Annotated in this window: 26 protein-coding genes; 15 read left to right on the top strand and 11 right to left on the bottom strand. The window is 73.0% G+C overall.

What is annotated here, in order from left to right:
- Positions 1-38 precede the first annotated feature (38 nt).
- On the top strand, positions 39-1,424 hold the full coding sequence (gene eccD / locus Dvina_RS06205) for a type VII secretion integral membrane protein EccD (protein ID WP_223101385.1): 1,386 nt from the start codon (positions 39-41) through the stop codon (positions 1,422-1,424).
- A gap of 498 nt (positions 1,425-1,922) precedes the next feature.
- Here eccD and Dvina_RS06200 read toward each other — a convergent pair whose 3' ends face one another.
- Positions 1,923-2,654, bottom strand: coding sequence for an SUKH-3 domain-containing protein (locus tag Dvina_RS06200; protein ID WP_223101384.1), 732 nt, complete (start codon positions 2,652-2,654; stop codon positions 1,923-1,925).
- Positions 2,655-2,742: 88 nt separating this feature from the next.
- Between Dvina_RS06200 and eccB the strand changes: the two genes are divergently transcribed.
- The 10 genes from eccB to Dvina_RS06150 all read left to right on the top strand — a co-directional run bounded on the left by eccB (position 2,743) and on the right by Dvina_RS06150 (position 13,248).
- Entirely contained in the window at positions 2,743-4,149 is a 1,407-nt protein-coding gene (gene eccB / locus Dvina_RS06195) for a type VII secretion protein EccB (protein ID WP_223101383.1), read from the top strand.
- Between the two features lie 124 nt (positions 4,150-4,273).
- A complete protein-coding gene (locus Dvina_RS06190; RefSeq protein ID WP_223101382.1) occupies positions 4,274-4,615 on the top strand; it encodes a WXG100 family type VII secretion target in 342 nt (113 codons plus the stop codon).
- 19 nt (positions 4,616-4,634) lie between these two features.
- Entirely contained in the window at positions 4,635-4,931 is a 297-nt protein-coding gene (locus tag Dvina_RS06185) for a WXG100 family type VII secretion target (protein WP_223101381.1), read from the top strand.
- A gap of 201 nt (positions 4,932-5,132) precedes the next feature.
- Complete coding sequence (locus Dvina_RS06180; RefSeq protein WP_246656062.1) at positions 5,133-6,005, top strand: glycosyltransferase family 2 protein; 873 nt, start codon at positions 5,133-5,135, stop codon at positions 6,003-6,005.
- A gap of 5 nt (positions 6,006-6,010) precedes the next feature.
- On the top strand, positions 6,011-6,952 hold the full coding sequence (locus Dvina_RS06175; protein WP_246656498.1) for a glycosyltransferase family 2 protein: 942 nt from the start codon (positions 6,011-6,013) through the stop codon (positions 6,950-6,952).
- Positions 6,949-8,124 carry a glycosyltransferase family 2 protein gene (locus tag Dvina_RS06170; protein WP_223101378.1) on the top strand — a complete coding sequence of 392 codons (1,176 nt, stop codon included), beginning with the start codon at positions 6,949-6,951 and terminating at the stop codon, positions 8,122-8,124. Before Dvina_RS06175 ends, Dvina_RS06170 begins: the two co-directional genes overlap by 4 nt.
- On the top strand, positions 8,121-10,157 hold the full coding sequence (locus tag Dvina_RS06165) for a hypothetical protein (RefSeq protein ID WP_223101377.1): 2,037 nt from the start codon (positions 8,121-8,123) through the stop codon (positions 10,155-10,157). Before Dvina_RS06170 ends, Dvina_RS06165 begins: the two co-directional genes overlap by 4 nt.
- Positions 10,158-10,159: 2 nt before the next feature.
- The gene (locus Dvina_RS06160; RefSeq protein WP_223101376.1) at positions 10,160-10,957 is read left to right on the top strand and encodes a DUF1616 domain-containing protein; all 798 of its coding nucleotides are present in this window, start codon (positions 10,160-10,162) and stop codon (positions 10,955-10,957) included.
- Between the two features lie 3 nt (positions 10,958-10,960).
- The gene (locus Dvina_RS06155) at positions 10,961-12,337 is read left to right on the top strand and encodes a lipopolysaccharide biosynthesis protein (protein ID WP_223101375.1); all 1,377 of its coding nucleotides are present in this window, start codon (positions 10,961-10,963) and stop codon (positions 12,335-12,337) included.
- On the top strand, positions 12,334-13,248 hold the full coding sequence (locus tag Dvina_RS06150) for a glycosyltransferase family 2 protein (RefSeq protein ID WP_223101374.1): 915 nt from the start codon (positions 12,334-12,336) through the stop codon (positions 13,246-13,248). The genes Dvina_RS06155 and Dvina_RS06150 overlap by 4 nt, the downstream gene beginning before the upstream one ends.
- On the opposite strand, the gene Dvina_RS06145 is transcribed toward Dvina_RS06150, so the two are convergent.
- Positions 13,233-14,258 carry a glycoside hydrolase family 26 protein gene (locus Dvina_RS06145; RefSeq protein WP_223101373.1) on the bottom strand — a complete coding sequence of 342 codons (1,026 nt, stop codon included), beginning with the start codon at positions 14,256-14,258 and terminating at the stop codon, positions 13,233-13,235. The two genes, Dvina_RS06150 and Dvina_RS06145, sit on opposite strands and share 16 nt — an antisense overlap.
- 70 nt (positions 14,259-14,328) lie before the next feature.
- Here Dvina_RS06145 and Dvina_RS06140 point away from each other — a divergent pair, with 70 nt between their 5' ends.
- Both Dvina_RS06140 and Dvina_RS06135 read left to right on the top strand, forming a co-directional pair.
- On the top strand, positions 14,329-15,846 hold the full coding sequence (locus Dvina_RS06140) for a glycosyltransferase family 39 protein (protein WP_223101372.1): 1,518 nt from the start codon (positions 14,329-14,331) through the stop codon (positions 15,844-15,846).
- A 41-nt stretch (positions 15,847-15,887) separates the two neighbouring features.
- Positions 15,888-17,441, top strand: coding sequence for a glycosyl hydrolase family 79 C-terminal domain-containing protein (locus Dvina_RS06135; protein WP_223101371.1), 1,554 nt, complete (start codon positions 15,888-15,890; stop codon positions 17,439-17,441).
- Here the strand turns inward: Dvina_RS06135 and Dvina_RS06130 are convergent.
- On the bottom strand, positions 17,431-18,264 hold the full coding sequence (locus Dvina_RS06130) for a TIGR02452 family protein (protein ID WP_223101370.1): 834 nt from the start codon (positions 18,262-18,264) through the stop codon (positions 17,431-17,433). The genes Dvina_RS06135 and Dvina_RS06130 overlap by 11 nt on opposite strands.
- A gap of 20 nt (positions 18,265-18,284) precedes the next feature.
- On the opposite strand from Dvina_RS06130, the gene Dvina_RS06125 reads away from it, so the two are divergent.
- Positions 18,285-19,097 carry a heavy metal-binding domain-containing protein gene (locus Dvina_RS06125; protein ID WP_223101369.1) on the top strand — a complete coding sequence of 271 codons (813 nt, stop codon included), beginning with the start codon at positions 18,285-18,287 and terminating at the stop codon, positions 19,095-19,097.
- On the opposite strand, the gene Dvina_RS06120 is transcribed toward Dvina_RS06125, so the two are convergent.
- From Dvina_RS06120 to Dvina_RS06105, 4 genes are all read right to left on the bottom strand, one after another.
- Positions 19,081-19,479, bottom strand: a complete 399-nt coding sequence (locus tag Dvina_RS06120; protein WP_223101368.1) for a hypothetical protein — start codon at positions 19,477-19,479, stop codon at positions 19,081-19,083. The genes Dvina_RS06125 and Dvina_RS06120 overlap by 17 nt on opposite strands.
- Before the next feature lie 39 nt (positions 19,480-19,518).
- On the bottom strand, positions 19,519-19,983 hold the full coding sequence (locus Dvina_RS06115) for a hypothetical protein (protein WP_223101367.1): 465 nt from the start codon (positions 19,981-19,983) through the stop codon (positions 19,519-19,521).
- Positions 19,984-20,044: 61 nt separating this feature from the next.
- Positions 20,045-20,494: a hypothetical protein gene (locus tag Dvina_RS06110; protein ID WP_223101366.1), complete on the bottom strand. Its 450-nt coding sequence runs from the start codon at positions 20,492-20,494 to the stop codon at positions 20,045-20,047.
- A gap of 215 nt (positions 20,495-20,709) precedes the next feature.
- Positions 20,710-20,850, bottom strand: a complete 141-nt coding sequence (locus Dvina_RS06105; protein WP_223101365.1) for an LPXTG cell wall anchor domain-containing protein — start codon at positions 20,848-20,850, stop codon at positions 20,710-20,712.
- On the opposite strand from Dvina_RS06105, the gene Dvina_RS06100 reads away from it, so the two are divergent.
- Positions 20,843-21,283, top strand: a complete 441-nt coding sequence (locus Dvina_RS06100) for an MSCRAMM family adhesin SdrC (RefSeq protein ID WP_223101364.1) — start codon at positions 20,843-20,845, stop codon at positions 21,281-21,283. The genes Dvina_RS06105 and Dvina_RS06100 overlap by 8 nt on opposite strands.
- A gap of 439 nt (positions 21,284-21,722) precedes the next feature.
- On the opposite strand, the gene Dvina_RS06095 is transcribed toward Dvina_RS06100, so the two are convergent.
- From Dvina_RS06095 to Dvina_RS06080, 4 genes are read right to left on the bottom strand one after another with little or no spacing between them, the layout of a single operon-like run.
- Positions 21,723-22,355, bottom strand: coding sequence for a hypothetical protein (locus Dvina_RS06095; RefSeq protein ID WP_223101363.1), 633 nt, complete (start codon positions 22,353-22,355; stop codon positions 21,723-21,725).
- Positions 22,355-23,224, bottom strand: coding sequence for a phosphate ABC transporter ATP-binding protein (locus tag Dvina_RS06090; RefSeq protein ID WP_425516529.1), 870 nt, complete (start codon positions 23,222-23,224; stop codon positions 22,355-22,357). The genes Dvina_RS06095 and Dvina_RS06090 overlap by 1 nt, the downstream gene beginning before the upstream one ends.
- A gap of 14 nt (positions 23,225-23,238) precedes the next feature.
- A complete protein-coding gene (locus Dvina_RS06085; RefSeq protein WP_223101362.1) occupies positions 23,239-24,192 on the bottom strand; it encodes a sortase in 954 nt (317 codons plus the stop codon).
- A complete protein-coding gene (locus Dvina_RS06080; protein WP_223101361.1) occupies positions 24,189-25,310 on the bottom strand; it encodes a WxL protein peptidoglycan domain-containing protein in 1,122 nt (373 codons plus the stop codon). The genes Dvina_RS06085 and Dvina_RS06080 overlap by 4 nt, the downstream gene beginning before the upstream one ends.
- Positions 25,311-25,421 lie beyond the last annotated feature (111 nt).

Raw genomic sequence — 25,421 nt, 5'->3', positions numbered from 1 at the left:
CAGTCTCGATGGCTGCGGCGGGCGGGGAGCACGGGAGCATGGCCGACAACGTTGGTGCCGGGCTGGCCCGGGTGGTGCTGGCCGCGCCGAAGCGCCGGCTCGATCTGGCACTGCCCGAGCAGATCCCGCTGGCGATGTTGCTTCCGGGAGTACTGCCACGAGCCGGCGAGTCCCTGGCCGACGACGGTCTCGACCACGGCGGCTGGGTGCTGCGGCGCACCGACGGCAGCACGCTCGACATGAGCCGCACGCTCGCCGCCCAGAACGTGCACGACGGCGACATCCTCCACCTCGCGCCGCGCTACGAGGAGTGGCCGGAGCTGGAGTACGACGACGTCGTCGACGCGATCGCGGCGGGCGCCCGCCGCCACGGCGCCGCGTGGACCCCCGCGGCGACCCGGATCACCGGCCTGGCCACCGGCCTGCTGCTGCTCTTCGGCGTCCTCGCCCTGCTGTTCGTCGCCGGCCCGGCCTGGACCGTCCCCGGTGCGGTCGCGCTCGTGGTCGCCGCGGGCCTGCTCACGGCGGGCTTCGTCATGTCCCGGGCGATGTCCGACGCGTCCGCCGGCTCGACGCTCGGCGCGGCCGGCCTCGTCTACGCCTTCGCGGGCGGCCTGCTCGTCCTGGGCGGCTCCGAGCCGCTGGCCCGCCTGGGCGCCCCGCACCTGCTCACAGGGGCCGGGGCGCTGCTGGTGGCCGCGCTTGCCGGATACCTCGCGGTCGCCGCCGGCCTCCGCCTGTTCGTGGCCGGCATCGTCATCGGCGCGGTCGGCGTGCCGGCCGGCCTGCTCGGCCTGACCTCGCTCGGCGGCCCCGAGTGCGCCGCCTGCGTGGTCGGCCTGCTGATCCTGCTGGCCCCCGCCCTGCCGCTGGCCTCGGTGCGGATGGGCAAGGTACCGGTGCCGCAGCTGCCCCGCACCACCGACGACCTCCTCCAGCAGGACCCGATCCCGCCCGCCGCGACCACCTACGCGACGGTCGCCCGGGCCGACGAGATCTTCACCGGCCTGCTCTTCGCGTTCGCGGTGCTGAACGTGGCCTCGTTCTGGTTGATCAGCCGCGAACCGGGCGTCGCGGCCGGCATCCTGATCGCCGTGGTGGCCGCGGCCAACCTGCTGCGGGCCCGCCTCTTCAGCACCGTGCGGCACCGCCTGCCGCTGCTGCTGACCGGGCTCGCCGGCCTCCTGCTCCTGACCGCCCGCCTGGCCGGGGCCGGCCTGCCGGTGCAGGTGGGCGTGGGCGCCGGCCTGCTGCTGACGGCCGGGCTGGCGGTGGCGGCGGGGATGCGCTACGCCGCGCGGCCGCCCTCGGTCCAGCTGGGCCGCCTGGCCGACATCCTCGACGTACTGCTCGTCCTGGCCACGATCCCGATCGTCTGCCAGGTCCTGGGCCTGTACGCCTGGGTCCGCGGGCTGGCCGGCTGATCTCGGCTGCCGTCTTTGGTGCAGATATGTCGGGCGCTTCGCTAACCCGACATATCCGATTTTTCGCCTGGCAGGGCATAAGTCGGAAAAGTCGAGCGCAGCGGGGCGCGGAGCGCCCGACTTTTCCGTTAAGCCGGATCGGCTGGGGAACGGGAAAACACGCGCAGCGCGCGAAAAGTGGCACGGGGCGAGGACCTGGCAGATCCCGGACGTTCATGCACGCCCGGTCGGGTGTGCTCACAAGGAACCAGCGCGGCAAGGGGTACGCGATCCCATACCACTTCCTCGGCATCGGTTCGTTCCTGCGTAAGGGGGCGCGCCAAGAAGCGCGGGACAGGGAGCGAGCGCGGGTGCGAATAGGAGCGCAGGGCGCGGAATGACCTCGAAGCAAGAGACGCGAACGGAGCGGTCACGGTGCGGAGTAACGGTGCGAAGCGCGGAGAACGATTGCGGGGCGCGGGAACGAGCATCGAGCGCGGCCGACGGGCGCGGAGCGGGTCAGGTGGGGGTGATGGGGTCGCCGTGGGCGTCGACCTCGGGGAAGGGCTCGCCGCGGACCAGGGTCACGATGGCCTCGTCGGGGGTCGGGCCGATCAGGAACTCGCCGGCCTCGTGCAGGAGGAAGACGCGGCCGTCGGCGGCTATGGCGATGTCGCTCGGGCCGTCCTCGTAGATCGCCACCGGGTACACCGGCAGGCCCAGGTCGGCGGCGTGCTCGGCGAACAGGTCGGCGACGACGCGGGCCTCGGCCGGCCAGAACTGCACGTCGAAGTTGCCCGTCGCCCGGCCCGGGGGCTTGCGCTGGCGGAACTTCAGGCCGCCGAACTCCTCGAGCATGCGGCGGGCGGCCGGGAAGAGGGGGAGCGGCACTGTCGCGCTCCAGGTTTCGATCCAGGCGCCCACGTTGCGGTCCGAGCGCCAGCCGGCCGCGGTCAGGACCGTGCGGACGTCCTCGGGGAAGCGCTGCCGGGCGGCCAGCTCCAGCTCGTACAGCTCGGCCACGCCCTGCGGTGACAGTGACGGCCACGTCGACAGCTCGCCGGACTCCTTGTCGATCACGGCCAGCGGCGCGCCGATGATCTCCGGGGGCTGGTCGGGGTCGCCGGCCGGGACGCGGGCCCACGCTACGTAGCCGTGCGCGAACTCATAGAGCCCGACCTCTCCCTCGCTCACGGGAAGGCTGGTCAGGGCCCAGGGCCGGGCGATCTGTGTGGCTTCATCAGGCGTCACCAATGCCGCACCTCCGTGTTCGCTGGCCTATCGTATGCAGCCGGATGCAGTACGAACGCCAGGGCCGCGGGGAGGGGACCCACCGGACATGCCGTCGCGCCGGGAGCAGATCCAGTCGTACCAGTACCTGACGCAGCGTGTGGTCAATGCGTTCGTGTCCGGTGAGGCCGACCCGTCGATGTCGCCGACCCGCCGCCTTGCCGGGGCCGGGTTCGCCAGCGTCATGGCGGCCGTGCTGGCGCTTACCGTGTTCGGCGTGATCGGGCTGGTCAAGCACGGCGGGAACACGAGCTGGCAGGACGGCGGCGCGATAGTCATCGAGAAGGAGACCGGCACGCGGTACGTGTACCGCGACGGTGTGCTCTATCCGGTCGCGAACTACTCCTCGGCGGTCCTGGTGATCGGGCAGCCGGCCACCACGGTGTCGGTGTCGCGGGAGTCGCTGACCGGCGCCCGGCGCGGGCCGCTGATCGGCATCACCGGTGCGCCGGACGCGCTGCCGCCGGCGGGCCGGATGAGCCGCGCCGCGTGGTCGATGTGCGCGGTGCCCGGCCGTGACTCGAGCGGCGGGGCGACGGTGTCCAGTCAGATCATGGTGGGCACGAAGCCGGACGGCGGGCGCGATCTCGGCGACTCGGCGATCGTGGTGCGCGAGGCGCTGAGCCAGAAGTCGTACCTGGTCTGGAACGCGCACCGGTATCGCGTCGACGCCCGCCAGACCTTCGCGGCCATGGGCATCGACGCGCAGCCGCGGCTGCTCGTCGACGAGGCGTGGCTCGACACCGTGCCGCAGGGGCTGCCGATCACGCAGCCACAGGTGGACAACCGGGGCAAGACGTCCACCGCGTTGAAGAACTACCTCATCGGCCAGGTGCTCACGGTGAGCGTCGGCGGGTCGACGACCGGCTATCTGGTGCGGGACAGGGACGTCGTGCCGGTGACCCCGATCGAGCAGGCGCTGATCCTGGCCGACCCCGGGACCGCCGCGGCCTACCCGGGCTCGACCCCGCAGGCCAGGCCGATCCAGGCGGCCGAGGTCGCCAACACCCCCAAGGCCGGCCGGGCCAAGTCCGACCTCGACCCGCCGGCCCAGGTGCCGTCGATGGCGGATGCGGACACCGCCGGCACGCTGTGCACGACGTTCGCCGACGGGCAGGCCGCCCCCGGGTTCCTGATCAACGCCGACCCGCAGCCGGACAACGCCGGCATCGCCACGAGCGGCGGCGGTGGCACCGAGCAGGTCGCGACCCGGGTCGTGGTGCCGTCCGGCAGCGGCGCGATCGTGCGGGCCGCCCAGTCCGCCGACACCGAGTCCGGCCAGGTGTTCTTCGTCACCGACCAGGGGCGCCGCTACGCGCTCATGAGCCCCGCGCAGCTCGCATGGTTCGGCTACGGTGCGCTCAAGCCGATCGAGCTGCCCTCGTTCGTCGTCGCCCGGATCCCCGCGGGCCCCGGGCTCGACCCGAGGGCGGCCCAGCGTCCGGTGACCGGCTGATCTGGGCGTCCTCGCCGATACCGGCACCGGCAGCCACTGCTGGAAGTGAGCAAACTTCGATACGGTGGTATGTACGAACGCCGCCCCGCGAGGGCGTGGCATCCGAATGGAGGTGGGTCTGACGATGGCTGGCAAGGGCGTAACCACCAATGCCGCGGTCATGGCCAAGACCGCTACGGACATCGACGGGGCCGCCGACCGGCTCACCGGCATGTTCAACAAGCTGATGAGCGAGCTCACGCCGCTGCAGTCGTCCTGGGTCGGCGCGGGCGGCTCCTCGTTCACGCAGATCAAGGAGCGCTTCGACACGGACGTCGCCAACCTCAACGTCGCGCTGCGCAGCATCGCGCAGGCGGTGTCGACGGCCGGGCGGGACTACACCCTGAGCGACGACGAGATGCGCCAGGAGATGCAGCAGGCCGGAGCGAGCGCCGGTGAGATCACCCGCGCCCTGATGATCAACTGAGACGACGGGGAGGAAGACCATGGCCGGTGACGAAATCGTCGTCGAATTCGCCGCGCTGAACCAGGCCGCGGCCGACATCAGCGCCGCACTGTCGTCGATGCAGTCGGAGCTCGACACCGTCAACGATCAGGTGCAGCCGCTGCTCGCGAGCTGGCAGAGCGACGCGCAGGAGGCGTTCCACCAGCGCAAGAACGAGTGGACAACCGCCGCCAACGACCTGCACCAGCTGCTCAACGGCATCAAGGGCGCCGTGCTCAAGGCCGCGGAGATCATGCAGGCCCGCGAGCAGGCCAACCTCGCAAAGTTCCAGCGCTGAGCCCGGAGCGGCCCGGCCCCTGAGGATCGGCGAACGCGCGCCGCTCTTCACATTCGCGACTCCGTGGGTGCACAGGGCTGGGCCGAGCCTGCTAGCGTGCTCCCCTGACTCAGAGGCAAACCGCAGGGAACCAAGGCGGAACCGCAGAGACGGGGGGATCACTCGGCGATGGCTGCCGCGACCGATTGGCCATTGATCAGCGTGGTCGTTCCGGCGCTGAACGAGGAACGCAACCTGCCATACGTGTTCGAGCGGCTGCCCGCCGGGCTGCACGAGGTGGTCCTCGTCGACGGAGGCTCCCGCGACCGGACCGTCGCGGTCGCCCGCGAACTGCGCCCGGACATCGTCGTCGTGCAGCAGACCCGCCGGGGCAAGGGCAACGCGCTGGCGTGCGGCTTCGCCCACTGCACGGGCGAGATCGTGGTGATGATCGACGCGGACGGCTCCACCGACCCGGCCGAGATCCCCAGCTTCATCGACGCCCTGCTCGGCGGGGCCGACCTGGCCAAGGGCACCCGGTTTCGCAACGGCGGCGACAGCCACGACATCACCCGGTTCCGCCGGCTCGGCAACGCCGGGCTGAACCTCTTCGTCAACGTGCTGTTCCACACGCAGTACTCCGACCTCTGCTACGGCTACAACGCGTTCTGGACCCGCGTGCTGCCCGGCTTCGACCTGCCCGACCCCGCGCTGCCCGCCCCGGCGGACGGCAGCAAGCTCTGGGGCGACGGCTTCGAGATCGAGACAATGCTCAACGTGCGGGCCGTCGTCGGCGGCCTGAAGATCGCCGAGGTCGGCAGCGTCGAGGGCGAGCGAATCCACGGTGTCAGCAACCTCAACGCGCCCCGCGACGGTCTGCGCGTGCTGCGGACGATCCTGTACGAGTACCGGCGCAAGAAGCTCACGCAGGCGGCGGCTCGCCGGGCGATGATGGCGGCCACGCAGGAGCTGCCGACGGTGCCGCGCCCGCGCCCCGCGGCGACCGGGTTCGTCGCCCGCCACGAGGTCCCGGGCGCCGGCGTCGTTCCGCGCCAGCGCACCGACGAGACGTACGCCGGAAACACGGCGACGTGACCGACATGACGGACATGCGGGCCAGTGTCGTTGTTCCCTGTTATTCGGAAAAGCGGTGGGAGCAGCTGAAGGCCGCCGTCGCCTCGGCATGGGCGCAGGAGCCGCGGCCGGAGCGGGTCGTCGTGGTCGTCGACCACAACCCGGCGCTGCTGGAGCGGGCCACTCGCGAGCTGCCCGGCACGACGGTCGTGGCCAACGCGTCCGAGCGCGGCGCCTCGGGCGCGCGCAACACCGGCGTCGAGCACACCACGAGCCCGTTCATCGCGCTGCTCGACGACGACGCCACCGCCCGGCCGGGCTGGCTGGCCGGGCTCCTGGCGCCGTTCGCCGACCCGTCGGTCGTCGGCACCGGCGGCGCGATCGCCCCGGCCTGGGAGCGCGGCCGCCCCGGCTGGTTCCCGGACGAGTTCCTGTGGGTGGTCGGCGCCTCCTACACCGGCATGCCGACCGAGCTGGCGCCCGTGCGCAACGTGTGGTCGGAGAGCATGGCCGTGCGCCGCGAGGCGTTCCTGGCCGTCGGCGGGTTCCGGGTCGGCTTCGGCAAGGTCGGCGAGCGGGCCCGCCCCGAGGACACCGAGCTCTGCCTGCGCATGGGCCGCCCGGGGAACGGGTACGGCGGCGGCCGCTGGATGTACAACCCGGCCGCGGTCATCGACCACTTCGTCCCGGCCGGCCGCTCGACGTTCCGGTTCTTCGTGACCCGCTCGGCCAACGAGGGCCGGGGCAAGATCGAGATGGCAAGGCTCAATCCGGGCCAGGAGAGCCTCGGCGCGGAGCAGAGCTACGCCCGGGAGCTGCCCCGAGCCGCCGTCCGGGCACTGCTGAGCGGCCGCGTGAGCCGGTCGTTCGCGCTCGTCGCGGGCGCGGGCGCGGCCGGTGTCGGCGCCGGCTACGAGTGGGCGTTCGGCGCCCGCCGGCCCAAGGCGATGGAGCCCGCGGTCGCATGACCCAGCCGATGACGGTCGCGGACTACAACCTCCCGGCCGCCATGAAGCCCGACATATCCGAAAAGTCATGGCTCCTGGTCCGGGTCCACACCGAACCGATCGGCGCCCTGATCGCCGAGCCCGGCACCGACGTCGAGGCCGCGGTCCACGCGAAGTTCGGGCCCACGATCGCCGCCAAGCTCGACGGCGGCTTCCTGCGCGGACGGGACGCCGTGCTCGGCAGCGCACCGCCGATCACCGTCGTCATCTGCACCCGCGACCAGCCCGAGGCCCTCGCGACCGCGCTGGACAGCGTGCTCGCCCAGCGCTACCCCAACTTTGCGGTACTCGTCGTCGACAACGCCCCGGCCACGGACGCGACGGAGAAGGTGGCCCGCGGGCGCGGGGTCCGGTACACCCGCGAACCTCGCCCCGGCCTTTCCAACGCGCGCAACCGTGCGCTGCGCGAGACCGGGGACGAGATCCTGGCCTGGCTCGACGACGACGAGGTGGCCGACGAGCACTGGCTCGCCGAGATCGCCCGCGGCTTCGCCGAGCACCCCGAGGCCGACGTGGTCACCGGCGTGGTCGTCCCGGCCGAGCTGGCCACCGACGCGCAGGTGTGGTTCGAGGAGTTCGGCGGGCACAGCAAGGGCCGTGGCTTCACCGCCGCCGTCTTCTCCCCCGCCACCCGCAAGGTGCAGAGCCCGCTGTACCCCCTCCCGCCCTTCGGTGCCGGCGCGAACATGGCCTGGAAGGCGGCGGCGGCCCGGGCGATCGGCGGCTTCGACCCCGCGCTCGGCGCCGGCACCCCGGCCATGGGCGGCGAGGACACCGTGGCGTTCACGAAGGTCCTGCTCCGCGGCGGCACCATCGCCTACCGCCCGGCCGCGCTGACCCGCCACGTGCACCGCCGCGACCTGGCCGGCCTGGAGCGCCAGCTCTACGGCTACGGCGTCGGGCTCACCGCCGCGTACACGAGCCTGGTGCTGCAGCGGCCCTCCCTGATCCCCCGGCTGCTCGCCCTGGCCCCGACCGCGCTGCGCGACCTGCGCAACCCGCAGGGCGACCGGCTGGCGAGCATCGGCCCCGACTTCCCGATGCACATCCTGGCCGGCAACCGCCGGGGCATGCTCCGCGGCCCGGCCGCCTACCTGCGCGGCCGCCGGCAGCAGCGGGCGGTGCGGTCATGACCTCACCGATGCGCCGCGCGACAGTGCGCCGGGGGACGGCGCCCGCACCGTACCGCCCGGCGGCCGACGAGACCGTCGAGTTCGACGCGGCCGCGCTGCGGCCCCAGCGCCGCCCCGGCGTGCGCCGCCCGTCGGTCCCGGCCCCGCGTACCCCCGCCGACGACGAGACGGTGGAGGTCAGCCGCAGTGTCGTCGAGCGGCCGGAGCTCGAGCCGGAGCCGGTCAACCACTTCGCCGAGTTCGTGCCGCGGCTCGGCCAGGCTCCGTGGATCCTCGCGATCTCGGCGGCCGGCGTCGCCGTCGTCGCCCTGTCGTACTCCGGCGGGCGCACCGGCGCCGGCTGGGCCACCGCCGCCTACTGGCTCGGGCAGTTCCTGGTCTTCGCGCCGGTCGCGGTGCGGCTGCTGGCCCGGCTCGCCGGCACCGCGGAGGCGTACACGCTCGTCGTGGGCCTGGCCGTCAACCAGTACCTGCAGAAGTGGATGTACAGCCCGGACGAGTTCCGCTTCCCCGACGAGCTGCAGCACTGGGCGGCCACCTCGACGCTGGTGCGCACCGCCCACCTCTACGAGCCCGACCACGGCCTGCCGGTCGCCGAGCACTTCCCCGGGCTGGAGGAGATGGGCGGCTCGGTCGCGCTGCTGACCGGGCTGCCGGTGACCGCGGCCGGGCTGATCGTGGCCGGGGTCGCACACCTGGCCTTCGTGAGCCTGCTGTTCGCGGTGGTGCGCCGGGTCGGCGGCTCGCCGCGGCTGGCCGGGCTGACCTGCGTCATCTACGCGACCTCGCTGCACTACCTGTTCTTCGACTCGATGTACGTGTACCAGACCGGCGCCCTGCCGTTCCTGATGCTCGCGGTGTGGGCGGCGATCTGCTGGCAGTACGAGCGGCGCACCCTCGCGCACCTCGCGGTCGGCGCCTTCGCGATCGCCGGCGTCGTGGTCACGCACCACATCACCGCGATGATGACCGTCGGCACGCTGCTGCTGATCGGCGTCTGCGAGTTCGTGCTCAGCCGGCCGCGCCGCTACGGTGCGCTCATCCTCGGCGGGGCGGCCGCGCTGGCCACCGCCGGCTGGTTCGCGTTCGTGGCGTCGGACGTCACGACGTACCTCACCCCCGCCGCCAAGGGCCTGTGGCGCTCCGGCATCCGCGTGCTGCACGGTGAGCTCGGCGGCGCGGCGACCGGCGCGGCCCGGCCCCCGCTGTGGGAGACCGCCGTCTCCGGCCTGGCCGTGCTCGCGCTGTTCGCGCTGTTCGTCCAGCAGCTGCGGGCGGCGATCCGGACCCGCTCCAAGGACGTGTGGCACTGGTCGCTGCTGGCCGGCACGTTCGTCTTCTTCGCCACCGCCGGGATGCGCTTCATCGGCTCGCAGGGCCCGGAGCTGGCCGGGCGGGCCGCGACCTTCACCTACGTGCCGGTGTCGCTGCTGGTGGCCAGCTCGATCCTGGCCTGGCGGCGCAACGGCGGCCTGCGCACCCGCCGGCACATCTCGATCACCCCGACCCGGACCGCCGTGACGTGGTCGCTGGCCGCCGGCCTGACGGTGCTGCTGCTCGTCAACTCCCGGGTCGGCGGCTGGCCGTCGTTCTGGGGCCGGCTGCCCGGCGGCTTCGTGGTCTCCGGCTTCGAGCTGGCGGTCGACCCGAAGGGCGTGACGGCGGCCCGGTGGAGCCGGGCCTACCTCGGCACCGGGCACCGCTTCGCGGCCGACACCACCGGGTTCAACCTCGTCTCGACCTACGGCGGGCAGCGCATCGTGCGCGAGACCGCCCCGCTGTTCTACTCCCCCGCGTGGGGCCTGGCCGATCAGGAGCTCGTGAAGGCCCGCTCGGTCGAGTTCGTCTACGTCGACATCCGCCTCGCCGATCAACTGCCGATCACCGGGTCGTACTTCCCGCAGGACCCCGAGGCCGGCAAGCGCGCGGGCCCCATCGCCCGGGACGGCCTGACGAAGTTCGACGGCATCAACGGGGCCGACCGGGTGTACGACAACGGCACCGTGCGCATCTACGACCTCAGGGACAGCTGAGCATGCCCACCCGCGCCGCGACGTCGGCCGTCCTGCTCGGCCTCACCTCGGTGGCCGCCCTCGCCGTCGTGCTGCAGTTCGGCGGGGCCCCGGCCGTGGTCGCCGGGCTCCTGCTGACGCTCGTCCTGCCCGGCTACGCGATGACCCGCGGGCTGTTCCCGGGCCGCTCGCTGAGCCGGATCGAGCGGGGCACGCTCGCCGTCACGCTGAGCCTGGCCGCGCTCGCCCTGGGTGGCATCGGCATGTTCGCCGGCGGGGCCCGCCTGAGCCGGCTGTCCTGGGCCGAGCTCGGCGTGGGCGTCACGGTGGTGTCGGCGCTCGTCGGGTACCTCCGCCAGCGCCGCCGCAGCGACAGGAACTGGTCGACCGCCGAGACCACCGAGCAGGGCGCCGTGCCGAAGCACCCGATGGCGCTGAGCACCCGCACGGCGCTGCTGCGCCTCGCCCCGCTCGGGCTGGCCGTGCTGCTCGTCGCCGGGGCCGCGGCCGTGAGCTGGCACAGCGCGAGCCGGGCCGACGCGGTCGCGTTCACCGAGCTCTCCATCGTGCCGGCCGGCCCGGTGGCGCAGGGCGCGGCCGAGCGCGAGGTCGTGATCGGCGTGATCTGCCACGAGCAGCAGACGACGCAGTACACCGTGAAGGTCCACAACAGCGAGGGCTTCCAGGCCTCGTTCACGCCGCGGGTCCGCAACGACGCGACCTGGACCGTCACCGCGAAGGTCCCCGCGACCGGGGTCGTCGTGGCCGAGCTGTACCGCGAGGGCGACAAGACGCCCTATCGCTCGGTCCATCTGAGCTAGCCCATGACGGTCTACGAGGGCACCAGCGCGGCCCGCCCGGACCGGCGGTTCGGCCGGGCCGCGCGCCGCCACTTCGACCTGCTGATGAACTCCGGCTCCCTCATGGGCACGACGGTCGTCACCTCGGTGCTCGGCTTCGCCTACTGGTGGGTGGCGGCCCGGGTGTTGCCGGCCGAGGTCGTCGGCAGCGCGTCGGCCGCAGTGTCCGCGCTCACGCTCGTCGGCACGCTGAGCATGTTCGGGATGGGCACGCTGCTCATCTCCGAGCTGCCCCGGCTGCCCGACCCCGGCAAGCGGTGGAACTTCATCGTCACCTGCCTGCTTGTCGCCACCACCGCGGCCGCGGTCGGCGGGCTCGTCTACGTCGGCCTGGCCCGCTTCGCCATCCCCGGGCTGCGCCACTCGGTCGGCTCGTGGCCGATGACGCTCATGCTGCTGGCCGGGGTCGTGGTCACCGCGACCACGCTGGTGCTCGACGACGGGCTGCTCGGCCTGATGGCGGGCCCGCTGCAGCTGCTGCGCAACACGTACTTCGCGCTGGGCAAGCTGCTGCTGCTGGCCGCGCTGCCGTTCCTGCCGATCGTTGTCCGCCCGGGCCACCTGCTGGCCACCTGGGTCGTCGGCGGCCTGCTGTCGGTGCTGCTGCTGGCGTTCTCGCTGCGCCGCCGCGGCCTGTCCGCGTCGGCCCGGCCGGCCTGGTCCATGCTGCGCGGGCGGCTCGGGCAGGCGCTGGAGCACAACGCGCTCAACCTGGCCCTGTTCGTGCCGCGCACCGTCCAGCCGCTCGTGGTGGCCGCGGTCATCTCGCCCGCCGCGACGGCCGCGTTCTACACGATGTACATGATCTTCTCGTTCCTCACCATGCTGCCCAACAACCTGGCCACCACGCTCTTCGCGGCGGCCGCCGGCAACATGGCCGCCCTGCGCGCGAAGGTGCGCATGGCGCTGCTGCTCTCCGTCGGGCTCGGCGTGCCCGCGAGCGTGGTGCTGGCCCTGATCGCCCGGCCGGTGATGGGCCTGTTCGGCGCGACATACGTCAACCTGGCCGGCACCGCGCTGGCGATCCTCGCGCTCACCTACTCGGCGCTGCTGTTCCGTCCCCTCTACTTCGCCATCGCCCGCGTCCGCGGCCGGGTCCCCCAGGCCAGCGTGTTCGCGGTGGTCGCGGGCGTCGCCGAGCTCGGCGCGTCCTGGTACGGCGGCTCGCACAACGGCCTCACCGGGCTCGCGCTGTGGCTGGCCGCCATGTGGGTACTGCAGGGGCTGTACACGGCCCCGACCGTGCTCCGGGTGGCTCTGCGGCGCCCGGACGCCTGGAAGCACGCACCGGGCCGTCACGGCCGTCATCGCATCCCGAGCCAACGGAGGCCGGTCCAATGAGCACGCCCTCGATTTCCGTGATCATCCAGACGTACAACCGCCGCCATGTCCTTGAAGAGATCGTCGGCGCGGTCACCCGCGACCCGTATCCCCGCGAGATCGTGGTGGTCGTCGACGGCTCCACCGACGGGTCGATGGAGCTGCTGGAGCGGCTCGCCGCCGACGAGCCGCGGCTGGTCCCGGTGTGGCAGGAGAACCGGGGGCAGAGCGCGGCGCGGTGGGCCGGCATCCAGCGGGCGACGGGCGACCTGCTGCTGCTGCTCGACGACGACGTGCTGGCCGGGCCGGGGCTGGCCGCCGGGCACGCGCGGGTGCACGCCCGGGTGGAGCGGGCGGTGGTGCTCGGCTACATGCCGACCCGGGCGCCGTCGCCGCGGCGGCCCGGCGACTACACGACGCTGCTCTACGGCGAGGACTACGAGCGGGCGTGCGCGGCGTACGAGGCCGATCCGAGCCTTGTCGTCACGCAGCTGTGGGCCGGGAACATGTCGCTGCACCGGGTCGACGCGCTCGCCGCCGGCGAGGACCCGGAGCTGGAGCGGCACGTGGACCGGGCGTTCGGGCTGCGCCTCGCCCGGGCCGGGCTGACCGGCGTCTTCGACCGCTCGCTGCGCGCGACCCACCTGCACACCCAGTCACCGGCCGCCTTCGTCAGGCAGTTCCACCAGCAGGGCCGGGCCCGCCACCGGCTGGCCACGATGTTCCCCGAGTACGTCACCGCCGTCGACCCGCTGACGGAGGTGCCCGGCTTCGTGAAGCTCTTCCTGCCCGTGCCCGGCCTGCTGAAGAGCGCCGTGCGGGTGGCCGGGGCCGCGCACGCCTGGGGCCTGGAGACCGCCGGCGCGCGGGTCCTGCGCCAGGTCGAGCTGGGCCGGGGCTTCCGGGCGGCGGCCGCTCAGCCGGCGAAGTAGGGGTCGCTCGACAGCTTCGTCTTGAACGCCTCGAGCGAGGCCGGCGTGCTGTCGAGGCGGAAGTTCTCCTTGGTGCCGGGGCTGTGGTCGGTGTCGTACCAGACCACGGCCGCGATCGCCGGGTGCTTCTTCGTCCAGTCCGACAGCGCGCCGATCCAGTCCGGCTTCGTGGTGCCGCCGCGGTCCTCGACGCCGGTCTCGGCGATCATCAGTGGCTTGCGCGAGGCGAACTGGTCGTAGAACGCGTCGTAGAGGGTGTTGGGGCTCAGGCCGCTGTCGCCGTAGCCGGAGATGGCCACCCAGTCCACGTAGTCGTCGCCGGGGTAGTAGTTGCCCATCGCGTTCCACGGCAGGTCGGGCTTGGAGTACCAGTTCGGCCCCCACACCCACCCGACGTTCTTGGCGTTGTGGGCCTGGAAGATGTCGTGGATGTGCCGCCAGGCCGCGATGAAGTCCTGCGGGCGGCTGTTGTTGTGGGCGCCGCCCCAGACGTACCAGCTGCCGTTCATCTCCCACGCCCAGCGCAGGAACACCGGCTTGCCGTACTGGGCCAGCCGGTCGGCCTCCTTGCCGATCCAGGCGTCCTGGGAGCCGTTGAGGATCTGGCTGTAGGAGGGCCCGCGCCACGACAGCAGCGGATACTGCCCCGCGCCGACCGAGGGGATCGCGGTCGGCAGCTGATCGTTCCACTCGTAGTAGAAGTGGAGGATCCGGAAGTCCCGGCCGAGCTGGTCGCGGCGCAGCTGGAGCGAGGGCTGGGTGGCCTGGCCGAGGATGCTCACGAAGGCGCCGAGCATCACCTTGCCCGGCACCACCGGCGGCCCCTGACGGGCGGCCACGGCGGCGGCGACCGACGCGTGCGGCGCGGCCGACGATCTGGTGGCCGTCGCGCCCGGCTTGCGGTCCGCGCCGGTCGCGCCCGGCTGCACCTCATCGGAGAGCCGATCGCAGCCCGTCACGAGGAGCAACAGCACGATCACGCAGGCCTGCAGGCGCAATCCCTTGTGCATGGGCTCCCCTCCCCCGGGCGGAACGCAGGCCATCCTACGTCGGACGCGCGCCGGTGCTAACCTCGGCCGCATGTCGACCGCCGTCGCTGATGCGCGCCCGGCGGCGGCGACGGACGAGCCGGCGCGCCGAACACCTGACTGGTGGCGCGTCGCCGCCGCACCCGCCGTCGCCGCCCTGATCGCGGGCGCGATCCTGCCGTCCGGCCGCAAGCTCTGGACCGACGAGTACGTCACCGCCTACGCGGCCCAGCTGTCCTGGACCGAACTCTTCCGGCTCCTGCGCAACATCGACCTCGTCCACGCCCTCTACTACTTCGTCATGCACCTGTGGGTGGACGTCTTCGGCGTCTCCGAGATCGCGCTGCGGGCGCCGTCCGTCATCGCCATGGCGGTCGCGGCCGGGACGCTCGCCGTGCTCGGCCGGCGGCTCGCGGGGACGCCCACCGGGGTGCTCGCCGGCGTGCTGTTCGCTGTCGTTCCCGCGGTTTCGCGCTACGCCCAGGAGGCCCGCTCCTACGCCTGGGTCAGCGCGCTCGTGCTGCTGAGCACGCTCGGGCTCACCAGCGCCGTGCGCGATCCCCGGCGTCGGCGCTGGGTGCTCTACGGCGCCGGCCTGGTCGCGCTGACGTACCTGCACTTCGTCGCGCTGCTGGTGGTGCCGGCGCACGCGGTGCTGGTCTGGTACCGGCGGCGCTCGACGGGCCGGGCGTTCCTGGTGACGGTCGGGATCGCGGCGGTGCTCGCGGCGCCCATGGCCTGGTTCGCGAAGGGCCAGGACGACCAGGTGTCGTGGATCGGGCGCGACGAGGCGAAGGTGGCGGGGTACCCCACCGAGCTCTTCGGCAGCCACGCCGTCGCCTGGGCCGTCATGATCGCCGGGGCCTACGGCGCTGTCGCGCTCTGGCAGAACCGGAGCAGGATCGTCCCGTTCCTGCTCGTGTGGGCGCTCCTGCCGCCGCTGGTCAGCTACGCGGTCTACCCGGCCATGCACATCTTCCTGGCCAAATATGCCCTGTACACACTGCCGGCGTGGGTACTGCTGGCGGCCGCGGCGATCGTCGTGCCGCTGGACCGGCCCGGGCCGCGGCTGCTGCGGTACCGCCGGTTCGCCCTGCCGGCGGCCGTCCTGGTCGTGCTGGCGCTCGGCTGGCCGGCCCAGGTGCAGTACCGCGACGGTGACACCCTGGGCGAGCCCGACTACCACGCGGCCGCCGCCTACGTGCGCACCCAGCTGCGCGCGGGCGACGCGATCGCCTACTCGGCCCCCGCGGGCCGGGCCAACGGCCGCCTCCCGTTCGCCTACGAGCTGCGCACGGCCGGCTCCCACCCGCACGAGGTGTTCCAGAAGACAAGCGGTGCGGCCGTCGGCTCCTACGGCGGCATCGCCTGCACCGACCCGGCCAAGTGCGTCGGCTCGACCGAGCGGATGTGGGTCGTCGCCGTCGACGCCCCGGCCGACGACCCGCTGCACGACTTCCCGGAGGCGCAGCGGACGTACCTCACCGGCGAGTTCAGCGTCGCTGGCACCCAGCGGTTCCGGCGGCTGCAGGTGGCGCTGCTGCTGCGCCACCCCGAGGTCGAGGGCTGACGGTGGCGGAGCCCTCGTTCACGCCCGGGCGCCATTTCCGGATGCCGCCGCTGTGGCTCATCGGCGTCGTCGTGCTCTCCACGATCCTGTGCACCGGCGCGTTCGCCGCCGCCTGGGGTGAGCGCGACAGGGGCCGCCCACCGGCCGCCGCGCAGTCCGGTTCGCCCGCGGCCAGTGCCTCGCCGTCGCCGTCGCCGACCCCGTCGCTGACGCCGTCGCGGGCTCCCGTGTCGGCCACCGTCACCGTGGACCGCAACGGCGTCGCCGGGGTGCTGCCGGCCAACGCGCTCGGCCTGTCGTACGAGGCGGATCAGCTCGTGCTGTCCCCCGGCTTCGCCCCCGACCAGGGCAACCTGAAGAACCTGATGCGCACGCTGGGCGTCGGCAACCTGAAGATCGGCGCGAACGCGCTCGACTCCTACACCTTCTGGAACCCGGCCGGCGACGCCGTGCCCGGCTGGGCCAAGGCGCCCATCGGGCACGCCGAGATCGACCGGGTGGCGCTGCTGTCGTCCGCGACCGGCTGGCCGGTGGAGCTGGGCGCCAACCTGGCCCGCCTGGACGTCGCGCGGATCGCTGACGAGGCGCAGTACGTGAAGGCCCGGCTGGGCTCCAACCTGCTGGCGATGGAGTGCGGCAACGAGCCCAACGGCTACCCCGGATACTCGCGGCCGGCCGACTGGGGCTATGCGCAGTACCTGGCCGACTGGGACGCCTGCACGAACGCGATGGCGGGGGCCGGGGTGCCGATCGCGGGCCCGAACACCTACAACAACGTGTGGATCGGCGACTTCGCCCGCGACCGGCACTCGCGCGTGGTGTTCCTGACCGACCAGCCGTATTCGCTGTCGCAGCACAACAACACCGGCCACACGATCACGGGCCTGCTCGCGCCGGAGAACCTGCGCAACGACGTGACGGCGATGGCCCCGGCCCTGGCCGCCGCCCGCCAGTACGGCCTGCCGCTGCGCCACGACGAGACCAACTCGGTGAACCTGGGCGGCCTGGCCGGCGTGAGCGATGTCTACGGCACGTCGCTGTGGGCGGTGGACTACACGCTGAGCCAGCTCCAGGCGGGCGTCTCCGGCCTCAACTTCCACAGCACCCTCGGCGTGTGCGACCGCAAGGAGCAGGACGGCCGCCCCCGCATCTACACGGCCATGTGCGCCCTCACCGACGCGGACCGCCAGGCGGGCCGGCTCGCCCCGCGCCCGCTCTACTACGGGATGCTGATGGTCGCGCTGATGGGCACCGGCACGTTCCTCCCGGCGACGGTGAGCACCCAGCACAACCTGACCGCCTACGCGGTGAAGGGCAGCGACGGCAAGACCCGCGTGATGCTGGTGAACAAGGAGCCCACGACCGCCGCGGCGGCGACGGTGGCCCTGAACACGGGCCAGCCCGCGGGCACGAAGGCCTCGGTCATCCGCCTGGCCGGCTCCGCCCTGGACTCCCCGGAGGACATCACCCTCGCCGGCGCCACCGTCAAGCCGGACGGCACCTTCACCCAGGGCCCGGCCGAGCTCGCCACCACCACCGGGGCCGGCCTGACCCTGACCCTCCCCGGCGGCAGCGCGGCCCTGATCACTCTCTGACGGCGGAGGGGAAGGCGTCGGCGAAGGCCTGGTACACCGGCGTGCGGGGCAGGCGGTCGTAGATGGCGAAGACCACGCGGTCGAAGCGGGGGACCGCCCGGAGGGCCTCGGCGAAGGCGCGGGCCACCTCGGCCGGCACGTTGCGGAAGACGCCGCAGCCCCAGGCGCCCAGGACCAGCCGGCGGTGGCCGTGGGCGGCGGCGATGGCCAGCACGCGGGTGGCGCGGCGGCGCAGGACCGCGGGGACGTCGGCGGCGTCCTCGGGCTGGCTGGTGAGGATGGCGCCCAGGTTCGGGGCGGCCGCCGTCAGGAACGTCGTGCGGAACGGGGCGTCGAGCAGGCCGGCCCGGTCGTCGCGGAAGCACGGCACGGCCGGCGAGTAGATGACGCGGTCGCTGTAGCGCAGGTCGTGCTGGTGGCGGTGGAAGTCGTAGAACTCCGGGGCCGTGCGCAGGCACGCGTAGAGGGCCGAGGAGCGGGCCAGGCTCTCCTCCTGGGCCTGCGCGCCGCCCAGGAAGCCGCCGCCGGGGTTCTTGGCCGAGGCGAAGACCAGGGTGGCGGCGGTGCCGACGCGGCGGGCGGCGGCAAGCGTCGACTCGCGGGTCACCTCGACGGTCACGGCCGGGGCCGGCGGGCCGGGCGGGAGCAGGCCGTCCGGTGTGCCGGGCGGGAGCGGGTCGTCCGGGGTGTAGAGGCGGGTGCCGGCCTTCGCGGCGGCCACGGCGGCGGCGATGTCGATCTCGGCGCCGGCCGGGTTGACGTAGGTGCCGCGGTCGGCGATCTCCACGGTCTGGCGGGCGATCTCCCGCAGTCTCGCGCTCACGGGCTCTATTGTCGGGGTTCATGACGGAACCGGTGTCCCAGCAGCCCCAGCCACTGCCCGAGAGCGCCCGGGCGCGGCTCGGCCGCACACAGCAGGGCAAGCCATTCTTCACGTCGGACTTATCGGTCAACGAGTTCGTGCTGACCACGCAGGCCGGGTTCGAGCCGCTCGGGCTCGTCATGGGGACCTGCATCTACCACGTCGGGCTGCAGCAGTCGCGGTGGAGCGTCAGCCAGGAGCTGCAGGTGTTGTCGCAGGCCATGTACAACTGCCGCGAGCTGGCGATGGCGCGCATGGAGTCGGAGGCGGACGCGCTCGGGGCCGACGGGGTCATCGGCGTGCGGATCCGGTCGCTGAACTACCAGTTCGCCTCCGACGTGCTGGAGTTCGTCGCGGTCGGAACGGCGGTGCGCGGCACCGACGGACAGGGCTACCGCACGCCGCACGGGCGGCCGTTCACGTCGCACCTCAGCGGGCAGGACTTCTGGACGCTGCACCGGCACGGGTGGCTGCCGCGCGGGCTGGTGCTCGGCACGTGCGTCTACCACATCGCGCACCTGACGTTCCGCCAGATGCTGGCCAACGCCGGGCAGAACGTCGAGCTCACGAACTTCTCACAGGCCGCCTACGACGCGCGGGAGATCGCGATGGACCGGATGCAGTACGAGGGCCAGCTGCTCCAGGCCGACGGCATCGTGGGCGTCACGGTCGAGGAGTCGGCCTGGGAGTGGGGTCAGCACGCGATCGAGTTCTTCGCCATGGGTACCGCCGTCGCCCGCCTCCACCCCGATGCGCAGCCCGAGCACCCGACGATGGTCATGCCGTTGACGTGAACCTCTGCAGTGCCCGCGCGGCCGCCGAGTCGGCGCCCGCGGCGGCCACCAGCTCGGCGGTGAGCGCCCGGCACCACTCGTCGGCGCTCACCGTCTCCGAGGACAGCACCACCCCGCGGGACTCGTGCCGGACGACGGTCACCGGCCGCCCACCGACGGCGTCACGGTCCAGCTCGAACCGCCGCCCGCCCATGCTCACCGTCAGCCCCAGCAGCGCCGGCTCCCGGCCGCCGAGACGCGCCCGGAGCCGCCCCTCCCGCCGGACCGCGACCAGGTGCGCCGGCAGCGCCTCCGCCAGCGTCGCCAGGAGCATCCCCCCGTAGAGCGAGAGGTCGTCGGTGCACCGCCGCAGCTGCGCGGCGACCAGCTCCACGTCGTCCATGGCCCGATGGTACGGCGGGAGCCGGGCGCCGGGGCCGGCTCAGGTCCGGGCGGCGGCGCGGGCGTTGCGGCGGCGGGTGGCGATCAGGACCGCGGCGCCCGCGGCGACCAGGCCCACGCCGACGCCCGCGATGAGCACGACGTCGAGGCCCGTCACCGCGAGGCCACCGTTACCGCCCCCGCCCCCACCACCGTTCGGCGGGTTCGTGGTCGCCTCCGGGTTGGCGCTCACGACCACCTGGATCGGCATACCGCCGTCGTCGCCGCCCTCGGCCCGCACCGGCGCGCCGGTCAGGAGCAGGGTGATCAACGTCGCGGACACCGCGGCCAGACACAGCGGCCGCCCGTGTGTGCGGAGTGACTTCAATGAATTGTCCGTTCTGCCGGCGAACATCGAATTATCCTGGCCCGGCCGAGTGTCGCCGACCGGCACTTCGGCGGGCCAACCGGTGAACTTGCCGCGGATGCGCCGGACCGGTTCTGTCGCATTGACGAAGTTCCCCATATGGCAAATACTCGAGATGGCATCGAGCACGACCGGGTGCCGAATCGCGACATTCGAGGAATCACGCGGTGGAGGCCGCCCGGAAGGACGTCTGACCGCGGGTCAGGCGCTCGACCGCGCGGGGGGCCTCGCGCAGGAAGCGGCGGCCCTCGGTGAGCAGGGCGGCCGGCAGTGCGGCCAGGAACCGCCCGACGTTGTACTGACATTCGCGGGCCCGCAGGTAGGAGCGGTGCGAGACGGCCACGGGCACGCCGTCCAGTTCGACCCGCCAGACCCAGTGGCCGCTGGTGCCGAGGGCCGTCGAGACGGCGGTGAGCCGGTCGACCCCGGCCACCACGGCGAGCACGGCCTCCCGGCACTCGGCCTCGGTGGCGAAGGCGTGCTCGCCCCGGCCCAGGATGCGGTTGTTGGGCGAGCAGAGTACCCATGCGGCCCGCTGTTGCGGGCCGGCACCGGAGTCGTCATCGTCGGGTGCGACGATCGCCAGAAAAATGAACCGCGGCGGCAGCATTTGGACATTCCTCCCCGAATGTTTCGGCCGGCGCGCCGATCGGGCCGCAGCCCTACCGGCGCGTAAGCCACCGTGCTGACCCTCGATATCGGCGATGACGCCTCACGCGTTTCTGCCCACACAACGGACATGCACGAGATGAACATCAAGAAACGTCCCGCAATCCATTCAGCCTGCTTTGATCGCCAATGCCCGCTGCGCCCGGCGCGACGGATCTACGGACGGCGGCGCACGCCGTACCGCATCGTCGCCCCGAGCGCGATCAACCCGGCCGCGACCCAAACGAGCGAGGCCACGTCGGTGCCGGTCACCGGGAGGTTGCCGGTGCCGGCCACCGGGGTCGTGGAGATGGACACCGAGGGCGTGGGCGACGCGGACGCCGAGGCGCTCTCCGACACCGACGGCGAGGGCGACGCGGACGCCGAGGGCGAGGCCGAGGGCGACGCGGACGCCGAGGGCGAGGCCGAGGGCGACGCGGACGCCGAGGGCGAGGCCGAGGGCGACGCGGACGCCGAGGGCGAGGCCGAGGGCGACGCGGACGCCGAGGGCGAGGCCGAGGGCGACGCGGACGCCGAGGGCGAGGCCGAGGGCGACGCGGACGCCGAGGGCGAGGCCGAGGGCGACGCGGACGCCGAGGGCGAGGCCGAGGGCGACGCGGACGCCGAGGGCGAGGCCGAGGGCGACGCGGACGCCGAGGGCGAGGCCGAGGGCGACGCAGAGGCCGACCTCGACGGGCTCGGCGAGGCCTGGGTGGCGCCGCGGACGAGCCACGTGCCGTCCGCCGCATAGTCGACGATCAGCGCATCCGTGTATGAGCCGTGGCCGGCGCCGGTGCGGCAGTCGACCACGAACAGGAACGACTCGGCGGTGCCGGGGTTGCCGGCCGCGGCCTGGACCGTGAACATGTCGGCGTTGAACGTGGCGCCGAAGTGCCCGCTCACCGCGACCGCACCGGCAACGTTGTTCGAGACCGTCTGCTCGGTGCCCGCAGTGTCGATGGTATTGACGTTGGCCAGGGTCGTGCCGGGCCCGCAGGCGTTGTCCGCGGTGAAGCTCGGGACGGTGTCGCTGTCGCCGGAGACCGGGTGCAGATGGAGGCCACCGAGGGTGGCACCGGCCGGGAGCGGGTCGGGCACGGCGGTCCGGCCGATCGTGGGAATGAGCACGCCTACCCCGATCACACCGGCCGCCGCGAGGGCGAGGCCCAGCCGCTTCGAGAACGTCGTCTTCATGAGGGGATACGCATACCTTTCTGATTTCGCACGGCGCGTGACCGAACGGCGGGGCGACGGCGGTGCCGAAGGAGCCACAGAGCGGCCCCGAGGCAGATCAGCGCGGCCGCGATGCCGGCGATGGCGATCGGGTTCGACTCGGACGACCCTGGCGACTCCGGCGCTGCGCGAACCCGCCAGGCGCCGCCGGCATCGAAGTCCACGATCACGGCGTCGGTGTAGCTGCCGTGCCCGGCCCCGGTCCGGCAGTCGACCAGGAACAGAAACGACTCGGCCCGGCCGGGCGTGCCGAGCGCGGCCAGCACCGTTGCCATGTCGACCAGGAACGCGGCGCCGAAGCCGCCGCCGGCGAGGGCGTCGCCCTCCACGTTCCGGGACAGGGTCTGCTCGACGTCGTTCAGGTCGATGGCGTTGACGTTGGCCAGGTGAGTGCCGGCGCGGCAGGGGTGCTCGGCCGTGAACGACGGCACGTCGGCGCCGGTGCCGGAGCCGGGGGTCAGGTGCAGGCCGCCCAGATGGATCGCCTTCGGCAGGGGGTCCGGCACCGCGGCCCCGGCCGGGGCGGGGGCCGACCCGGCAGCCAGGGCCGTCGCGAGCGCGAGCGCGGCCCAGCGGGTCCGGGCCGCCATCAGCCGAACCGGCCGTTGACGTAGTCGGACGTCCGCGGGTCCTGCGGAGTGTGGAACATCGCGTCGGTCGGTCCGTGCTCGACGATGTACCCGGGCTGGCCCTGCTCGGCCAGGAAGAACGCGCAGTGGTCGCTGACCCGCTGAGCCTGCTGCATGTTGTGCGTGACGATCACGATCGTCACCTCGGCCACCAGCTCCTTGATGGTCTCCTCGATGACCCGGGTCGAGGTCGGGTCGAGGGCCGAGCACGGCTCGTCCATGAGCAGCACCCGGGGGCGTACCGCGAGCGACCGCGCGATGCACAGCCGCTGCTGCTGGCCGCCGGAAAGCGCCCCGCCCGGCTGGCGCAGCCGGTCGGCCACCTCGCGCCACAGTCCGGCCTTGGTCAGGCACTCCTCGACGAGGGCGTCCTTCTCGGCACGGCCGGCCCGCCGGCCGGTGAGTTTCAGCCCGGCGACCACGTTGTCGTAGATGGACATCGCCGGGAACGGGTTGGGTTTCTGGAACACCATGCCGACCTGCCGGCGGGCGTCGGTCAGGCGGTGGGCGGCGTCGTAGATGTCGACCCCGTCGAGCAGCACCTCGCCGGCGAGTGTCGCGCCGGGGATCAGCTCGTGCATCCGGTTGAGGATGCGCAGGAACGTCGACTTGCCGCAGCCGGACGGGCCGATCAGCGCGGTGACCCGGCCGGCCTTCATGTCCAGCGACACCCGGTCCAGCACCTGGCGCTCGCCGAACCAGGCGCTGATCTCGCGGGCGTCGAGCCCGGCCAGGGATGGCAGCCGGCGGTGGCCGCCGAGGTAGTCGTCGTAGACGGCGATGGCCTCGCGGGTGTGCGTCCAGGGTTCGTCGATGGCCGGTCCGGTCACCGGGCCACCTCCTCTCAGATCAGGTTCGGCAGGAGCCGGGAGACGTAGTCGGCGGTCGCGATGCCCAGGTAGCCGACCACGGGGACCGCCACGATCCAGGCCTGCCAGACGCCCCAGAAGGCGCGGGCGGCGGAGACCAGCGCGACCGCGAGCAGCAGCCCCTCGCCGACGAAGACCAGCGGGAACCACACCCCGGTGTCGATCGCCATGACCTGCTCGGCCGGGTACAGCTGCGACGTCGCCAGCCGCCGGCTCGGCGACTGCTTCGGCTCGGAGGTCAGGTCGGCGTCGACCCGCAGCGCGTCGGTCGGCGCGAACATCCCGCCATAGGCCGTCGTCAGCACCAGCCGGCCCTTGCCCGCCGCGGGCGCCGGCGGGACCGGCATGCCGCCGTGGCGCACGCCCAGCACCGTGAAGCGGTGCTCGCCCTGGCCGGTGACCACCGTGAACTCGTCGCCCGGCAGCAGCGTCTGCAGGCCGCCGAACGGCCCGCCGTAGGTCGTGGCCCGGCCCATGATCACGCTGACCCCGGCCTGCCCGGGCAGCGGCGTGTCGCGCCGGTGCCCGGGGCCCTTCTGCAGGACCGCACCGGTGGTCCCCTCGAAGACCACCTCCTTGCGGTGCAGCTTCGGGATGTCGATGACCGCGACCGGTGTGCCCAGTTCCAGCAGCCTCTCCGGATGCTCGGGCTGCGTCTGCCCGGTCGGCGCGAGGCCCAGCGCGAGGTCCTTGCGGAAGTCGGCGTAGGCGGTGAGCTGCTCGCGGTCGTGGTGCAGCCGCGAGAGGAAGCCGGCGTAGCCGCCGAAGCCCAGCAGGGTCAGCGAGAGCAGGGTGATCGCGGTCGTGATCACCTGGACGGCCGGCGTGGCCTGGCGCCGCGGCCGCCGTGGCGGCTCGTACGGCACCGGCCCCGGCGTGATGTCGATCGGCGGCGCCTCCGGCGGCGGCGCGATCGCCGGCGCGCTCACGTCGAGCTCCCGGCCGCGGCCTTCGCGGCCAGCGCCTTCTGCTTCAGCTCCTCCACCGTCTCCTTGCGCGCCTTCGCCACCGCGTCGGCGACCACCCGCTGCTGGCGCCCGCGGCGCGACCGGCGCAGCCACCGCACGAGGAAGAACGCGCCGGTGCCGAGGATCAGCAGGAGGATCACCATCCAGGGCGTGGCCCACATGAACGCCTCGCCTTCGACGGCCGCCGGCGTGTTCGGGGCCGCCGGCAGGCCGAGCGAGGTGATCTGGCTCGGCGTGACGCGGACCTTCACGGTCATCGGCCCGAGCGGATAGACGCCGTCGAGGTGGACGGTGAACTGCACGGTCGAGCCCGGCAGGAGGCTGGGCAGCGCCTGGGGGTCGGTGCCGGCGACCTTCACCCAGTACAGGCCGTTGACGGAGATCTCGGGGCTGAGGTTGAGCCGGACGTTGCCCGTGTTGCGCACGATAAGTGTCACGTCGGCGCTGCCGCCGCCCAGCGGGTTGTAGGTGCCGCGGTAGCCGGCGCTCACCGACTGCACGGCGACGCCCGCGGTCAGCGGACCGGTCACCCGCAGGTACATCGGGACGCCGAGCCGGCGGTCGACCTTGACCGGGCCGGTGGCGCCGCTCTCCTCGACGCCGATGGAGGCCAGGATGCCGCCGGTGTGGTCGCCGGGCGTGGCCGAGGCCGGCACCGTCAGCGTGAAGGGCTCGTTGACCCGCTCGTTCGGCTTGAGCGTGACCGAGGTCTTCAACAGTGCGACCCAGGATCCCATGTCGGTCGGCTTCTCGGCGGCCGGCTGCAGTTGCAGCACGCCGCCGTTGCCGTTGCGCGCGTCGGCGGCGTAGATGGTGAACGTCACCGGCATCTGGCTGAAGTTGGTGACCGCGACGTAGTCGTGCACGACGGTGCCGGGCGCGAGGTCGCGGTAGGAGAACTCTTTGCGGCCGTCGGGGCCGTTGGCGCCGGCCGGCTGCACGGACCAGCGGATCGAGCCGGGCGGGGCGGGCTCGACGGTGTTGCCGGCATCGCTCGTCGCCGGGGCCGGCGGCGTCGGCGTCGGCGTGGGCGCGGCCACGGCCCGGCTCCCCGTCATCATGATCACAAAGGCGATCACGAGGCCAAACACGACATTGGTCGCGCTCGATCGGCGCGGGAGGCGCGGTGTGGTCATGTCACTACATCCATTCACATTCGGCTGGTACCTCGAGGAGGAGCGCCCGGAGTC

Source organism: Dactylosporangium vinaceum (assembly GCF_019904175.1).
GTDB classification, from domain to species: Bacteria; Actinomycetota; Actinomycetes; order Mycobacteriales; family Micromonosporaceae; genus Dactylosporangium; species Dactylosporangium vinaceum.
Note: the sequence above shows the minus strand (reverse complement) of the source record. Positions and strands in the feature narration are given on the sequence as shown.

What these genes read in the sequence shown, in the direction of transcription:
- eccD (WP_223101385.1), top strand. Translation starts at nt 39, where the DNA reads ATGGCCGACAACGTTGGTGCCGGGCTGGCCCGGGTGGTGCTGGCCGCG.
- eccB (WP_223101383.1), top strand. Translation starts at nt 2,743, where the DNA reads ATGCCGTCGCGCCGGGAGCAGATCCAGTCGTACCAGTACCTGACGCAG.
- Dvina_RS06190 (WP_223101382.1), top strand. Translation starts at nt 4,274, where the DNA reads ATGGCTGGCAAGGGCGTAACCACCAATGCCGCGGTCATGGCCAAGACC.
- Dvina_RS06185 (WP_223101381.1), top strand. Translation starts at nt 4,635, where the DNA reads ATGGCCGGTGACGAAATCGTCGTCGAATTCGCCGCGCTGAACCAGGCC.
- Dvina_RS06175 (WP_246656498.1), top strand. Translation starts at nt 6,011, where the DNA reads ATGACGGACATGCGGGCCAGTGTCGTTGTTCCCTGTTATTCGGAAAAG.
- Dvina_RS06170 (WP_223101378.1), top strand. Translation starts at nt 6,949, where the DNA reads ATGACCCAGCCGATGACGGTCGCGGACTACAACCTCCCGGCCGCCATG.
- Dvina_RS06165 (WP_223101377.1), top strand. Translation starts at nt 8,121, where the DNA reads ATGACCTCACCGATGCGCCGCGCGACAGTGCGCCGGGGGACGGCGCCC.
- Dvina_RS06160 (WP_223101376.1), top strand. Translation starts at nt 10,160, where the DNA reads ATGCCCACCCGCGCCGCGACGTCGGCCGTCCTGCTCGGCCTCACCTCG.
- Dvina_RS06155 (WP_223101375.1), top strand. Translation starts at nt 10,961, where the DNA reads ATGACGGTCTACGAGGGCACCAGCGCGGCCCGCCCGGACCGGCGGTTC.
- Dvina_RS06150 (WP_223101374.1), top strand. Translation starts at nt 12,334, where the DNA reads ATGAGCACGCCCTCGATTTCCGTGATCATCCAGACGTACAACCGCCGC.
- Dvina_RS06145 (WP_223101373.1), bottom strand. Translation starts at nt 14,258, where the DNA reads ATGCACAAGGGATTGCGCCTGCAGGCCTGCGTGATCGTGCTGTTGCTC.
- Dvina_RS06140 (WP_223101372.1), top strand. Translation starts at nt 14,329, where the DNA reads ATGTCGACCGCCGTCGCTGATGCGCGCCCGGCGGCGGCGACGGACGAG.
- Dvina_RS06135 (WP_223101371.1), top strand. Translation starts at nt 15,888, where the DNA reads ATGCCGCCGCTGTGGCTCATCGGCGTCGTCGTGCTCTCCACGATCCTG.
- Dvina_RS06125 (WP_223101369.1), top strand. Translation starts at nt 18,285, where the DNA reads ATGACGGAACCGGTGTCCCAGCAGCCCCAGCCACTGCCCGAGAGCGCC.
- Dvina_RS06120 (WP_223101368.1), bottom strand. Translation starts at nt 19,479, where the DNA reads ATGGACGACGTGGAGCTGGTCGCCGCGCAGCTGCGGCGGTGCACCGAC.
- Dvina_RS06115 (WP_223101367.1), bottom strand. Translation starts at nt 19,983, where the DNA reads ATGGGGAACTTCGTCAATGCGACAGAACCGGTCCGGCGCATCCGCGGC.
- Dvina_RS06110 (WP_223101366.1), bottom strand. Translation starts at nt 20,494, where the DNA reads ATGCTGCCGCCGCGGTTCATTTTTCTGGCGATCGTCGCACCCGACGAT.
- Dvina_RS06100 (WP_223101364.1), top strand. Translation starts at nt 20,843, where the DNA reads ATGGACACCGAGGGCGTGGGCGACGCGGACGCCGAGGCGCTCTCCGAC.
- Dvina_RS06095 (WP_223101363.1), bottom strand. Translation starts at nt 22,355, where the DNA reads ATGGCGGCCCGGACCCGCTGGGCCGCGCTCGCGCTCGCGACGGCCCTG.